This window comes from Pseudomonas rhodesiae (assembly GCF_013285305.1).
In the GTDB taxonomy this organism is placed as follows: Bacteria; Pseudomonadota; Gammaproteobacteria; order Pseudomonadales; family Pseudomonadaceae; genus Aquipseudomonas; species Aquipseudomonas rhodesiae.
This window is the reverse complement of record NZ_CP054205.1, coordinates 5,030,362-5,043,067: the sequence shown is the minus strand read 5'-3', so window position 1 is coordinate 5,043,067 and position 12,706 is coordinate 5,030,362. Positions and strand designations below refer to the sequence as shown.

Below are 12,706 nucleotides of genomic sequence, written 5' to 3'. Positions count from 1 at the left end.
GATTCAATTCTCTCGACGGTCTCAGTTCACAGCGGACGTCGCTTCGACATGACGCGGCAAGGTCACCCGAATACGGGTGCCGCGTTGGCTTTCGGTGTCAGCCGGGCTGTCGATGGTGATTTGTCCATAATGCTCTTCAACGATGGAATAGACCAGTGCAAGGCCCAGACCGGTGCCTTCACCCGGATCCTTGGTAGTGAAGAAGGGTTCGAACAATCGGTCCATGATGTTCTGTGGAATGCCGCTGCCTTCATCCTCCACGATCAGGTCGATCGTGTGCTCGAAAGCCTCGCTCTTGACGCGTACCGCACTGTGGGGGGGCGAGGCGTCGCGAGCGTTGGACAACAGGTTGATCAGGACTTGGGCCAGGCGTTGCGAGTCGCCGTCGACCCAATGATCGGGATCGCACAGGTTGAAAAACTGTACTTCGAAATTGCGTCGGTTCAAGGCCAGCAGCCCGATGGCATCCTGCGCGACCTCAGCCAAGCACACCGCCTCGTCCTGATTCTGATGAGCGCCGGAATGGGCAAAGCTCATCAACGACTGCACGATGCGCGATACGCGCTTGGTCTGTTCAAGGATCTGCCCGCTGATTTCAGTGATTTCACCGTCTTCTTCCCGTTCTTCGCGCAGGTTCTGCGCCAGGCAGGCAATGCCGGTGATCGGGTTGCCGATCTCGTGGGCCACACCCGCAGCCAGGCGACCAATGCTGGCCAGGCGCTCGGAATGCACCAGTTTGTCTTCGAGCATCTGGGTTTCGGTCAAATCTTCCACGAGTAACACCAAACCGCTGTTGCCGGGGGCCAGGGGCTCGTCGATGGCGGCTTTGTGCAGGTTGAGCCAGCGGGTCTGGCCATCGAGGGCCAGGTGCTGTTTGTGCAAGTGCTCATCAGGCAGGTTGATAAAACCTTGCAGCAACTCTTTCCACGGTTCGCCCAGAGTCGTGAGGCGCGAGCCCACTACGCGCTGCGCGGCGATACCGGTCAGCTCTTCCATGGCCTTGTTCCACATCAGAATCTCTTGATCCTTGGCCAGGGAGCACACGCCCATGGGCAACTCCTGCAGGGTCTGGCGGTGGTAACGGCGTAACGCATCGAGTTCGGCGGCCAGGCCGGTGAGGCGCGAGTGGTAGTCCTCCAGGCGACTCTCGATAAAGTGAATGTCTTCGGTCACGTAGTTTTCGCCGCCGGCCTTGTAGGGCAGAAAGGTTTCGACCATGTCTTGGGAAACGCTGGGGCCCATCAGGCCGGACAGGTTGGCTTCGATGCGGTCGCGCAGGCGGCGCAGCGCATACGGGCGGCGCTCGTCAAAGGGCAAATAAAGATCGCGCAGCGCTTGCTCGACTTCCTTTTGTGCGGCCTTGGCGCCCAGGGGTTTGGCCAGTTGCGTGGCGAACTCTTGGGGCGAGGCTGCGTGCAGTTCACGGCGTTGCGGGCGGCGCACGTTGTCCACTGCGCAGGCTTCGGCGGCGCTGGTTTCCTCGGGGCTGGCGTTGGTGAACAGCGAGATCAGGGTGAACATCAAAACGTTGGCGGCCAGGGAGGCAATCGCGGCCATGTGCCAACTGGTGTCGTCCAATACGTAAATCATATTCAGCAACGGGATGTAGAAACCCTGGAGGTTGCCGACCAGTGGCAGCAGCATGGTCACGACCCACACCAGAATCCCCGCGAGCAGCCCCGCGATAAAACCACGACGATTGGCGGTCGGCCAGTACAGCACCGACAGCACCCCCGGCAAGAACTGCAAGGTGGCCACAAACGCCACGATGCCCAGGTTGGCCAGGTCTTGCCCAGCGCCGAGCATCAGGTAGAAGCCGTAGCCGGCCATGATGATGGCGACGATCAGCGCACGGCGTGTCCATTTCAGCCAGCGGTAGATATTGCCTTCCGCCGGCGGCTGGTACAGCGGCAGCACCAAATGGTTGAGCGCCATGCCCGACAGCGCCAGGGTGGTGACGATAATCAGGCCACTGGCCGCCGACAGACCGCCGACATAGGCCAGCAATGCCAGGGCCGGGCTATTGGCGGCCATGCCAATGCCGAGGGTGAAGTATTCCGGGTTGGTGGTAGCGCCCAGCTTCAGGCCGGCCCAGAGGATCAGCGGCACGGCGAGGCTCATCAACAGCAGGAACAGCGGCAGGCCCCAGCTTGCGCTCACCAGCGCGCGGGGGTTGAGGTTCTCGGTGAACGTCATGTGATACATGTGCGGCATCACGATTGCCGACGCGAAGAACACCAGCAGCAATGTGCGCCACGGGCCTTCCTGCAAAGGGGTGTGCAGGGCGGCGAGGGCGGTCTGGTTCTGCAGCAGCCAAAGCTCCAACTGTTGTGGGCCATCGAACACGCCATAGAGAGCATAGAGACCGACGCCGCCAATGGCGATCAGCTTGATTACCGATTCGAAGGCTATCGCGAATACCAGCCCCTGGTGCTTTTCGCGGGTGGCGATGTGGCGTGAACCGAAGAAAATCGTGAACAGCGTGATCAGCGCGCAAAACGCCAGGGCCACGCGATGCTGCACCGGCTCATGGGTAAGGATGCTGATGGAGTCGGCCACCGCTTGGATCTGCAAGGCCAGCAAGGGCAACACGCCAATCAACATGAACACGGTAGTCAGCGCACCGGCCCAGGTGCTGCGGAAGCGAAACGCAAACAGGTCGGCCAGGGACGACAGCTGGTAAGTTCGGGTGATTTTCAATATGGGGTACAGCAGCACCGGCGCCAGTAGGAATGCTCCGGATACGCCGAGGTAGCTGGACAGAAACCCGTAGCCATACTGATAAGCCAGGCCCACCGTGCCATAGAACGCCCAGGCGCTGGCGTAGACCCCCAAGGACAAGGTGTAGGTCAATGGATGGCGAATGATCGCCCGCGGGATCATCCCGCGCTCACTGATCCAGGCGACGCCGAACAGCGCGGCCAGGTAGGCGGCGCTGATCAGCAGCATCTGAGTGAGGCTAAAGCTCATCGGCATCTTTTTGGCTCTGCAGGATGAAGGTCACGACGATCAGGATCAGCCACAGCAGATACGGGCGATACCAGGCGCCGGTGGCGTCGATCCACCAATCCATGATGGCGGGGGAAAACAGGTAGATCCCGACGACCAACAGCAGGACCAATCGATAGATGTACATGTTGGCCTCTGAGTTAAAAACTGCCGCGATGGTAACGGATGGCTGGCAAGCTGCAAGCGCCTTCAGCTCAATTGCGCTTCTGCCAACGTAAGCGCGCGCGGGATGCGGTTGGCATCCCAATGCCGGACGCCCCAATCGAGCAGCTCGCGCGCGCTGGCGTAGAGCAGTTCGCTGCCCGGTTGTTGGCCAAGGGCACGCAAGGCTCTTAACAGCAAAGGCGTGGCTTGGTCGGGTGTCAACGGCGGTGAGCGATAGGACTTGCCCAATTTGTGGCCGTCCGGCTGAACGATCAACGGTACATGCAAATAGCGCGGTTGGCGCAAGCCCAGCAGTTCTTGCAGGTACAGCTGGCGTGGCGTGGAGTCCAAAAGGTCGGCGCCGCGCACGATGTCGGTCACGCCCTGCCAGGCATCGTCCAACACCACGGCCAACTGGTAGGCGTAGAGGCCGTCGCGCCGACGGATAACAAAATCGCCGACCTGACGGCCCAAGTGCTGTCGGAAATGGCCCTGTACTCGGTCGGTAAAGTGGTATTCCAGTTCCGGAACACGCAAACGGATGGCTGCGTCGTGCGGGTCATGACCGGCGTTACGACAAAGGCCCGGGTAGATGCCGTTGTAAGGCTCCAGCTGTTTGCGTGAGCAGGTGCAGGCGTAGGCCAGGCCGTGGTTGAACAGGTCGTTCAATACTTTGGCGTAGGCATCATGCCGTTCGCTTTGTCGGACGAGTTCACCGTCCCACTCGAATCCATAGCTCTCCAAGGCATAAAGAATCGCCGCCTGGGCGCCGGGCTCTTCGCGGGGGGGATCCAGGTCTTCCATGCGCATCAGCCAGAGGCCTTGATTGGCGCGGGCGTCGAGGTAGGAGGCGAGGGCGGCGACCAGGGAGCCGAAATGCAAATGGCCGCTGGGCGTGGGGGCGAAACGCCCGATATAGGTAGAGGCTGTCATGGGCCGGATACTACTGGAAAATCGGCAAACGCCAGAAACAAAAATGGAGCGTTCGCACGCCCCATTCGGTCAGCCCGGCAGGATTATTTGCCGACCTGTTTTTCCTTGATTTCGGCCAAGGTCTTGCAGTCTACGCACAGATCCGCGGTTGGGCGGGCTTCCAGGCGACGGATGCCGATCTCGACGCCGCAGGATTCGCACCAGCCGTATTCTTCGTCTTCGATCAGTTGCAGCGTCTTGTCGATTTTCTTGATCAGCTTGCGTTCGCGATCACGAGCGCGCAGTTCGAGGGCGAACTCTTCTTCCTGGCTGGCACGGTCGGCCGGGTCCGGGAAGTTGGCGGCTTCGTCCTTCATATGGTCAACCGTGCGGTCGACTTCCTGCATCAAGTCCTGCTTCCACTTTTGCAGGATCTTGGTGAAGTGCTGGCGCATGGGCTTGCCCATGTACTCCTCACCCTTCGTTTCGACGTAAGGTGTGAAGCCGCTGAGGCTCTGCTGCTGTTGCTTTGCTTGGGTGGACATGAATAGACCGCCTCTCACTCTTCTAATCCATTGCGCAGGATTGCAACGTCACCGACACCTGCCGGCCCTGCGGCTGCAAGCGGGCGAACTTACCAGATAGATTCAGGGTGCGCCACTCCCGGTTGTCGAAGCCCTTCGCTCAGGGGTTGCAAACTGCAGCAGCCCGCTGTGGCTGGGTATGGATCGCCTCGAATGTTGATTTTAGTCGTTTTGCTGGCGCGTGCCGGGTTCATCACGAACGACCGAGCAGGCAATAGAGCATGTTTTACCGCGAGGGTTCGGTAGAATCCTGATTTTGTCCTCACCGTTAAGGAAGGCTAATGGCCCAGCCCTACAGTGCGCGCAGCCGCGCCATCGAACCATTTCATGTCATGGCGTTACTGGCACGCGCCAATGAGCTGCAAGCGGCCGGCCATGATGTGATCCACCTGGAAATCGGCGAGCCGGATTTCACCACGGCCGAGCCGATTATCCAGGCCGGCCAGGCCGCGCTGGCCAATGGCAAAACCCGCTACACCGCCGCCCGTGGCCTGCCGGAGCTGCGCGAAGCCATCAGTGGGTTTTATCAGCAACGCTACGGCTTGAATGTCGATCCGGAACGCATTCTGATCACGCCCGGCGGTTCCGGTGCGTTGCTGCTGGCCAGCAGCTTGCTGGTTGACCCGGGCAAGCACTGGCTGCTGGCAGACCCCGGTTACCCATGTAACCGGCATTTTCTGCGCTTGGTCGAGGGCGCCGCGCAACTGGTGCCGGTAGGGCCGGACGTGCGCTATCAACTGACGGCCGACTTGGTGGACAAGCATTGGAACCAGGACAGTGTGGGCGCCCTGGTGGCATCGCCGGCGAATCCGACCGGCACGATTCTCACCCGTGACGAACTGGCCGGGCTGTCGAGTGCAATCAAAGCGCGCGATGGCCATCTGGTGGTGGATGAGATTTATCACGGCCTCACCTACGGCACCGACGCCGCCAGTGTGCTGGAAGTCGATGATGACGCCTTCGTCTTGAATAGTTTTTCGAAGTATTTCGGGATGACCGGCTGGCGCCTGGGCTGGCTGGTGGCGCCGCCCGCAGCGGTGGGTGAGCTGGAGAAGCTGGCACAAAACCTCTACATCAGCGCGCCGAGCATGGCTCAGCATGCCGCGCTGGCGTGTTTTACCTCGCAAACATTGAGCATTCTGGAAGAACGCCGCGCCGAGTTCGGTCGCCGCCGCGATTTCCTGCTGCCGGCGCTACGGGAGCTGGGCTTTGGCATTGAGGTCGAGCCGGAAGGGGCCTTCTATCTATACGCCGATATTCGCGCGTTTGGCGGCGATGCCTTCGCATTTTGTCGTCATTTCCTTGAAACCGAGCACGTTGCATTCACGCCCGGTCTGGATTTCGGCCGCTATCAGGCCGGCCATCATGTGCGCTTTGCCTACACGCAGAGCGTCGAACGCCTGCAGGAGGCGGTGGAGCGCATCGCCCGTGGTCTACGGAGTTGGCAAGGCTGATGCGTTTTTATCCTCCCCTCGAAGAAGGCCGCTTGATTCGCCGTTACAAGCGTTTTCTCACCGATATCGAAACCATTACCGGCGAGTTACTCACGATTCACTGCCCGAACACCGGTTCCATGCTCAATTGCATGGTCGAAGGCGGGCAGGTCTGGTTCAGCCGCTCCAATGACCCCAAGCGCAAGTTGCCCGGCACCTGGGAAATCGCCGAAACACCCCAAGGTCGCCTGGCCTGCGTGAACACGGCGCGCGCCAACCAGTTGGTTGAGGAAGCATTGCGCGCTGGGGTGATCGCCGAGTTGGATGGCTTTACCGCGTTGAAGCGCGAAGTCCCCTATGGCCAGGAGAAAAGCCGTATCGACTTCCGTTTGGACTATCCCCATGGCGCGGCCTACGTTGAAGTTAAAAGTGTCACCTTAGGTTTCGATGATTCCAGAGTGGCGGCCTTCCCCGATGCGGTAACCCAGCGCGGAGCTAAGCATCTGCGGGAGTTGGCCTATCTGGCGCGGGATGGCGTGCGGGCGGTGCAGTTGTACTGCGTCAATCTTTCGGGGATCGATGCGGTGCGCCCGGCCGTGGAAATCGATGCGGCCTATGGCGCGGCGCTGCGCGAGGCCAAGGCGGCGGGGGTGGAGGTGCTGGCCTATGGCGTGCGTGTCACGGCCGAAGAGATTTGCGTGGATCGCCGCCTGGACGTGCTGCTCGACTAGAGGTCCACCCACAGGCCCTGTGCGTCTTCGCGGCCGGGCAGGGCGACCAGACTTTTACCGGCACAGGGTCCGGCGATGCACTCGCCGGTTTCAATCAGGAACAAGGCGCCGTGGGTCGCGCACTGGATCAGGCTGGCGCTGTCGTCGAGGAATTGGCCGGGTTGCCACTCCAGTGCAACACCGCGGTGGGGGCAACGGTTGATATAGAAGTAGGCAATGCCATCGCGGCGCACAGCCAATAACTTGCACCCGTCGATATCAAAGCCGAGGCTGGTATTGGGTGCCAGTGCGGCGGAGGAGCAGAGAAACTTCATTTCAATCCTTAAGTACCTTGACGTTCAAATGCAAACAATTATCAAATGCGGGCTTCGCTCGTCGGCTGACGGGGCGCTACGTTCGATGCCTGGCAGGGCCAATCTGTCTCCTCGAAAAGCGTTCTGAGACCCAGCCCCTGGAAGGAAACCCTGTTATGCGCCTGAGTACCAGCGCTATTGCGCTTGTTGTTGGTTTGCTCATCAATCACGGGGCAATGGCCTCTGAACTACCACAACGCTGGGTGAGTGCCGGTGGCGCGCTGTCGGAGTGGGTCGTGGCCTTGGGGGGCGAGCCAAAACTGGTGGGTGTGGATACCACCAGCCAGCATCCCGCGACACTTAAAACGTTGCCTAGTATTGGCTACCAGCGTCAATTGTCGGCCGAGGGCATTCTCAGCCTGCGTCCGCAGGTACTGGCGGGCACCGAAGAAATGGGGCCGCCGCCGGTGCTGGCGCAGATCCGCAGTGCGGGTGTGCAAGTGGAGATGTTTTCCGCACAGCCAGATTTACAGGCGCTGAAAAGCAACCTTGAGCACCTGGGGATATTACTCGGTAAGGCGGCTGAGGCTCGCGCACTGTTCGGCGATTATGAGCAGGCACTACAACGGCAGAAAAACCGCCTCGTGAAGATCCAGGCGACTCGGCAGGCGCCGGGTGTGTTGCTGCTGGTGGGCAATGCCGGTGGTAAGCCGCTCGTTGCTGGCCAGGACACGGCAGCGGACTGGATGCTGCGCCAGGCGGGTGGCCACAACCTAGCTACGCACACGGGCTATAAACCCTTTTCGGCAGAGTCGCTGGCGGGGCTGAGTCCGCAGGTGCTGGTGTTTGCGGATCGCGCATTGACAGGGGAGGCGGCGCGTGCGGCGCTGTTCAAGGAAAACCCGATTTTGGCGTCGACGCCAGCGGCCAAACAGGGCCGGGTGCTTGAAGTGGACCCCACTCTGTTGGTTGGCGGATTGGGGCCGCGTCTGCCGCAAAATCTGGAAGTATTATCGGCCGGGTTCTATCCGACTTTGTCTGAAGCTACACCATGACCACACTGGTAAAGCCACGAACGTTGTTTATCGGCTTGACGCTCTTATGCGGGTTGGCCACCTGGCTGTCATTGGCTTTAGGGCCCGTCAGCCTGCCGCTGTGGGATACGCTTCGTGCGGCTTTGCGCTTGATGGGCCTACCCATCGATGCCCACGGCCTGGAGCAGGCAGAGCTGATCCTGGGGCAGATCCGGCTGCCGCGCACCTTGCTGGGCCTGGCGGTCGGCGGCGTGTTGGCGTTGTCGGGGGGGGCGATGCAGGGGCTGTTTCGTAACCCGTTGGCGGACCCTGGATTGATGGGGGTGTCCAGCGGCGCGGCCTTGGGGGCGGCGGTGGCGATTGTCGGCTCTGCGTTCCTGGGCGGTTTGCCGGATGTGTTCGGGCCCTATGTGCTGTCGTTGTGCGCGTTTGCCGGTGGGCTGGGGGTGACTGCGTTGGTTTATCGCCTGGGGCGGCGTGATGGTCAGACCCATGTGGCCACGATGCTGCTCGCGGGCATTGCGCTAACGGCTCTCTCCGGTTCGGCAGTCGGTTTGTTTACCTATCTGGCAGATGACGCCACGTTGCGCACACTCACGTTCTGGAACCTGGGTAGCCTCAACGGTGCCAGCTATTCAAGGCTATGGCCGTTGTTGCTGGTAACTGCGGGGGTTGCGCTGTGGTTGCCGCGGCGGGCGAAGGCTTTGAATGCGTTGCTGCTTGGCGAGTCTGAAGCGAGCCACCTGGGCGTTGATGTCGAAGGGCTTAAACGTGAACTGGTGTTTTGCACCGCCCTGGGTGTAGGGGCGGCGGTGGCTGCGGCGGGGATGATCGGATTTGTCGGTTTGGTGGTGCCGCACTTGGTGCGATTGCTTGCTGGGCCTGATCATCGCGTGCTATTGCCTGCGTCGGTGTTGGCGGGTGCGAGCTTGTTGCTGTGTGCCGACCTGGTCGCACGGCTTGCCCTGGCGCCTGCTGAATTACCGATCGGCATTGTGACGGCATTTATCGGCGCGCCGTTTTTTCTGTACTTGCTATTACGAGGACGCGCCTGATGTTGCGAGTGGAAGGGGTACAGGTCCGTCGTGACCGCAAAGTCGTATTGGCGGACATAACCCTCGATCTGCTGCCGGGCGAAGTGCTCGGCGTGCTGGGGCCCAATGGCGCCGGCAAAAGCACACTGTTGAGTACCTTGAGCGGTGAGTTGCAAGAAGATCAGGGCAATGTCTGGCTGGATCAGCAGGCTTTGAGCGCATGGAGCGGGGCACAGCGTGCTCGGCGCCTGGCAGTGTTGCCGCAAACCTCCACCCTGGATTTTGCTTTCCGTGTCGAAGAGGTGGTGGGTATGGGGCGCCTGCCCCATCAGACCGGCAAAACCCGTGACGAGCAGATCATAGCTGCGGCGTTGCAGGCGGCGGATGTCGGGCACCTGAGCGGTCGCAATTATCTGGCCTTATCGGGCGGTGAGCGCCAGCGCGTGCACCTGGCACGGGTATTGGCGCAATTGTGGCCGGGTGAGGCGGGGCAGACATTGCTGCTGGATGAGCCCACATCGATGCTCGACCCCTTGCACCAACACACCATCCTGCAGGCAATACGTGCCTTTGCTGACCGCGGAGCGGCGGTGCTGGTGATCCTGCATGACCTGAACCTGGCGGCGCGTTACTGCGACAGGATGCTGCTCCTGGAGCAGGGACGTCCCTACGCCTTGGGCACGCCGACCCAGGTGCTGCAGCCTGAGATCGTCAAGGCAGTATTCGGCCTTGAAGTGTTGGTGCAGCCGCATCCGGAGCGTGGGCATCCATTGGTCATCGCGCGCTGAAATGGGATTTCTATCAGGCAAAAAAAGACCCGGCAAAAGCCGGGTCAAATAACCGTGATTAGCCTGATGAGGAGATAATCTGAGAGTCCGAACCAAGGGCCTTTCAGTTATCGGCTGATCTCGCGACCAGTTGTGATAATCATAACGATTCTCATTTGAGAGTCAACCGTTGTTTTTGCGGTCGCCTGAAGTTTTCTCAAACGCTCGTTCGAAACGCCGAGTGGCGAGATCTAGCCAGGCTCAACTCTTCGGGCGAGACGACACCGCCTCCAACTGGCGATTCAGGGCTTCCTTGCGTTCGGCAGGGATATCGTTCCAGTGCACATCCAGCAAGGCCCCTTCGATCGCATACAACAACACTTTCGATGCCCGAAATCCGCGAGTCCTCACTGCTCGATAGGCATCGACCGCCCCCAGGCGGCGCAGGTCCGATGCACTGTGGATGCCCACTGCATGCAGCCACTGCGCTGAGGTCTTGCCGAGGTTTTTCAGGTGTTGCAGCTCATCGTTCATCAAGCCTCCTTGCGACGGCCGAACGGTGCGGTGGGTATCGTGACCAGACAGGCCTGAAAAGGAGTGTAGCGTTCAGTAGGAAAAGTGCAGTTCTTTGCTCTGATACGGCTCAAAAGCTTATAAGCCTGACGCTGTAACTTTGACGCGCGCAGTCCCAAGGCTCCGGTTACGCTGGCGCATAACCGGGGCCTGGACCTTGAGGTTCACTTGGTGCGGTAACGCAGGCGAGTGCCGAAGTTGACCGACATCAGGATCTCATCTGCGGTCAGTTCAGGTGGGAAGTAGGTGCCGGAAATCTGCGCATGGGCAAGGCTGGCGCCTTCCAGCGAGCAGCCACGCAAATCCAGGCCGCGTAGGTCGGCAGAGCGGAAATACGCGTCGGTGAAATCCACGCCGCTGGCGTTCAGGTCGCGCAGGTCCAAACCGCGGAAATCGCCTCCGCGCATATCGATGACACCTTCGGTAGGGCGCTCTTGGTTGAAGCCGCGAATATCGTCTTTGTGCAGGAGCGCGTAGAGCGGTGTATCAAGAAGCTTAGGCTTACTCATGAAAACGACTCCTGTTGGACTTATGACGCCATTATAGTGCCACTATTGTGCGGTCGCGCGTTTAAGTAGACGACGCGACCAATAAATTTTTCTTACAAGCCTGGCAGACGCTGACGAATTTGCGCGACCAGTGCATCCAGGGTTCCGCTTTGATTGGTTTCCACCCGCTTGCTCTGCAATAACTCTTCAGGCGTGAGGGGATCGCGATGGGCCTGCTGTTCCTTGATAACTGCCAGGGTCGCGTCGGACGGGTCGTTTTGTTCCGCCTGGCGTTGCGCCAACCAACTGGCAATAACCGCTTGTGGCGCATTGCAATCCAGAATCAGAAACGGCGCACCAGTGGCTTCGGCGACCTTGGCGGCAGCATCGCGTTGTTCACGTTTGAGGAACGTCGCGTCCAGCACCACCGGGAAACCGGCGCGCAGCACGATGTTGGCGATTTCATTCAGGCGTGCGTAGGTCTTGGTGCTGGCGTCGGCGGCATAGATGCCCGCCTGAGGTGTGTTTTCTACCTGCTGTTCACCGAACAGGCGTTTGCGTTCTACATCCGACCGCAGGCGCACAGCACCCAAGGCTTCCACCAGGCGCATGGCGACGTGGCTTTTGCCGACGGCCGAGACGCCGTGGGTGATCGCCAGAAAGCGCGATGGAATGGTGCTGTAGCCTTCCGCCAGATTGGCGTAGTTGCGATATTGGCGCAGGGTGGTGGCCCGTTGCACCGGGCTGGCTTCGCTCGGCATGCTGAACAGCGCGACTTTGGCGCGGACCAGGGCACGGTAGGCTTTGTAGAAATTCAGCAACTCAAGGCCCTGGTAGTCGCCGGTCAGTTCCAGGTACTGACTGATGAAGCGGCGAGCCAGGGACTTGAGGCCGCGGTCTTCCAGGTCCATGGCCAGGAAACCGGTGTCGGCGTAAACGTCAGTGAAGCGAAACGGTTCGTTGAACTCAATGCAGTCGAAGATCACCACTTGCCCATCGATCAGGGTCGCGTTGCCCAAGTGGATATCACCGTGGCACTCGCGGGTGAACCCATCGAGCTTGCGCTGCGCGATTAGCGGCTTGAGGCGTTCGAAGCTGCTTTCGGCCCAGGCTTGCAAGGCGTCGAGTTGAGCCAGGTCGGCCTTGTCGCTGAGGAACGGGCGGATCTGCTCGAAGTTCTGTCGCACCGGCGCCATCACCTCGTCCGGGGTCCCGGCGGGGTGAGCTTGCGGTACATGAGGGGCGCTGAGGTGAAAGTGCGCGATCTGCCGGGCCATTTCATCGATGTGCGCAGCGGTCAGTTCGCCATTGGCCTGCAAGGTGCTGAGCAGTTGGCTTTGGGGAAACTGACGCATCTTCAGCGCGTATTCGATCACAGGCCCTTCACCGCCCAGTTGTGGCGATTCGGCGGTGCCGGTGATCGGCAGTACTTCCAGGTACAAATCCTGGGTCAGGCGTTGGTTGAGGCGCAATTCCTCGTTGCAGAAATGGCCGCGATCTTCCAGGGCGGTGAAGTCCAGAAAGCCGAAGTTCATCGGTTTCTTCAATTTATAAGCATAAGGGCCGGTCAAAATGACCCAGGAGATATGGGTTTCGATGACTTGGAACGCTTCTACCGGATGGGGGTACAACGCCGGGTCTTGCAGGGCTGCGATCAGGGACTGGCTCACGGGCGATCCTTCAGAGTCTTGGGGAAATCATGTC

Annotated in this window: 12 protein-coding genes and 1 pseudogene; 5 read left to right on the top strand and 8 right to left on the bottom strand. The window is 60.3% G+C overall.

Annotated elements, in window-relative coordinates; translation table 11 throughout:
• Positions 1-21: 21 nt before the first annotated feature.
• From HRH33_RS22840 to dksA, 4 genes are all read right to left on the bottom strand, one after another.
• A complete protein-coding gene (locus tag HRH33_RS22840; protein WP_162276695.1) occupies positions 22-2,976 on the bottom strand; it encodes a sensor histidine kinase in 2,955 nt (984 codons plus the stop codon).
• Positions 2,960-3,136: a hypothetical protein gene (locus HRH33_RS22835; RefSeq protein WP_003176118.1), complete on the bottom strand. Its 177-nt coding sequence runs from the start codon at positions 3,134-3,136 to the stop codon at positions 2,960-2,962. Before HRH33_RS22835 ends, HRH33_RS22840 begins: the two co-directional genes overlap by 17 nt.
• A 62-nt stretch (positions 3,137-3,198) precedes the next feature.
• Positions 3,199-4,086 (bottom strand): tRNA glutamyl-Q(34) synthetase GluQRS, encoded by an 888-nt coding sequence (gene gluQRS, locus HRH33_RS22830; protein WP_167417897.1) that lies wholly within the window; start codon positions 4,084-4,086, stop codon positions 3,199-3,201.
• 83 nt (positions 4,087-4,169) lie between these two features.
• Positions 4,170-4,610, bottom strand: a complete 441-nt coding sequence (dksA, locus tag HRH33_RS22825) for an RNA polymerase-binding protein DksA (RefSeq protein ID WP_034100675.1) — start codon at positions 4,608-4,610, stop codon at positions 4,170-4,172.
• Positions 4,611-4,930: 320 nt separating this feature from the next.
• Between dksA and HRH33_RS22820 the strand changes: the two genes are divergently transcribed.
• Together HRH33_RS22820 and sfsA are read left to right on the top strand one after the other, a co-directional pair.
• Positions 4,931-6,103 (top strand): pyridoxal phosphate-dependent aminotransferase, encoded by a 1,173-nt coding sequence (locus HRH33_RS22820; protein ID WP_167417898.1) that lies wholly within the window; start codon positions 4,931-4,933, stop codon positions 6,101-6,103.
• Positions 6,103-6,813: a DNA/RNA nuclease SfsA gene (sfsA, locus tag HRH33_RS22815; RefSeq protein ID WP_167417899.1), complete on the top strand. Its 711-nt coding sequence runs from the start codon at positions 6,103-6,105 to the stop codon at positions 6,811-6,813. The genes HRH33_RS22820 and sfsA overlap by 1 nt, the downstream gene beginning before the upstream one ends.
• Here the strand turns inward: sfsA and HRH33_RS22810 are convergent.
• Positions 6,810-7,127, bottom strand: coding sequence for a Rieske (2Fe-2S) protein (locus HRH33_RS22810; protein WP_047882061.1), 318 nt, complete (start codon positions 7,125-7,127; stop codon positions 6,810-6,812). The genes sfsA and HRH33_RS22810 overlap by 4 nt on opposite strands.
• Positions 7,128-7,282: 155 nt before the next feature.
• Here HRH33_RS22810 and HRH33_RS22805 point away from each other — a divergent pair, with 155 nt between their 5' ends.
• The 3 genes and pseudogenes from HRH33_RS22805 to HRH33_RS22795 form a co-directional block, all read left to right on the top strand.
• Entirely contained in the window at positions 7,283-8,161 is an 879-nt protein-coding gene (locus tag HRH33_RS22805; protein ID WP_167417900.1) for a heme/hemin ABC transporter substrate-binding protein, read from the top strand.
• Positions 8,158-9,195, top strand: coding sequence for a FecCD family ABC transporter permease (locus HRH33_RS22800; RefSeq protein ID WP_167417901.1), 1,038 nt, complete (start codon positions 8,158-8,160; stop codon positions 9,193-9,195). Before HRH33_RS22805 ends, HRH33_RS22800 begins: the two co-directional genes overlap by 4 nt.
• 47 nt (positions 9,196-9,242) lie before the next feature.
• Positions 9,243-9,962 (top strand): annotated as a pseudogene (locus tag HRH33_RS22795) (heme ABC transporter ATP-binding protein); the annotation flags it as partial.
• A 240-nt stretch (positions 9,963-10,202) separates the two neighbouring features.
• Here HRH33_RS22795 and HRH33_RS22790 read toward each other — a convergent pair.
• The 3 genes from HRH33_RS22790 to HRH33_RS22780 all read right to left on the bottom strand — a co-directional run bounded on the left by HRH33_RS22790 (position 10,203) and on the right by HRH33_RS22780 (position 12,672).
• Positions 10,203-10,475 (bottom strand): TfoX/Sxy family protein, encoded by a 273-nt coding sequence (locus HRH33_RS22790; protein ID WP_034100663.1) that lies wholly within the window; start codon positions 10,473-10,475, stop codon positions 10,203-10,205.
• Between the two features lie 203 nt (positions 10,476-10,678).
• On the bottom strand, positions 10,679-11,023 hold the full coding sequence (locus HRH33_RS22785; RefSeq protein WP_034139301.1) for a pentapeptide repeat-containing protein: 345 nt from the start codon (positions 11,021-11,023) through the stop codon (positions 10,679-10,681).
• A gap of 92 nt (positions 11,024-11,115) precedes the next feature.
• Positions 11,116-12,672 (bottom strand): bifunctional aminoglycoside phosphotransferase/ATP-binding protein, encoded by a 1,557-nt coding sequence (locus HRH33_RS22780; RefSeq protein ID WP_167417903.1) that lies wholly within the window; start codon positions 12,670-12,672, stop codon positions 11,116-11,118.
• Between the last annotated feature and the right edge of the window lie 34 nt (positions 12,673-12,706).

What these genes read in the sequence shown, in the direction of transcription:
- HRH33_RS22840 (WP_162276695.1), bottom strand. Translation starts at nt 2,976, where the DNA reads ATGCCGATGAGCTTTAGCCTCACTCAGATGCTGCTGATCAGCGCCGCC.
- HRH33_RS22835 (WP_003176118.1), bottom strand. Translation starts at nt 3,136, where the DNA reads ATGTACATCTATCGATTGGTCCTGCTGTTGGTCGTCGGGATCTACCTG.
- gluQRS (WP_167417897.1), bottom strand. Translation starts at nt 4,086, where the DNA reads ATGACAGCCTCTACCTATATCGGGCGTTTCGCCCCCACGCCCAGCGGC.
- dksA (WP_034100675.1), bottom strand. Translation starts at nt 4,610, where the DNA reads ATGTCCACCCAAGCAAAGCAACAGCAGCAGAGCCTCAGCGGCTTCACA.
- HRH33_RS22820 (WP_167417898.1), top strand. Translation starts at nt 4,931, where the DNA reads ATGGCCCAGCCCTACAGTGCGCGCAGCCGCGCCATCGAACCATTTCAT.
- sfsA (WP_167417899.1), top strand. Translation starts at nt 6,103, where the DNA reads ATGCGTTTTTATCCTCCCCTCGAAGAAGGCCGCTTGATTCGCCGTTAC.
- HRH33_RS22810 (WP_047882061.1), bottom strand. Translation starts at nt 7,127, where the DNA reads ATGAAGTTTCTCTGCTCCTCCGCCGCACTGGCACCCAATACCAGCCTC.
- HRH33_RS22805 (WP_167417900.1), top strand. Translation starts at nt 7,283, where the DNA reads ATGCGCCTGAGTACCAGCGCTATTGCGCTTGTTGTTGGTTTGCTCATC.
- HRH33_RS22800 (WP_167417901.1), top strand. Translation starts at nt 8,158, where the DNA reads ATGACCACACTGGTAAAGCCACGAACGTTGTTTATCGGCTTGACGCTC.
- HRH33_RS22790 (WP_034100663.1), bottom strand. Translation starts at nt 10,475, where the DNA reads ATGAACGATGAGCTGCAACACCTGAAAAACCTCGGCAAGACCTCAGCG.
- HRH33_RS22785 (WP_034139301.1), bottom strand. Translation starts at nt 11,023, where the DNA reads ATGAGTAAGCCTAAGCTTCTTGATACACCGCTCTACGCGCTCCTGCAC.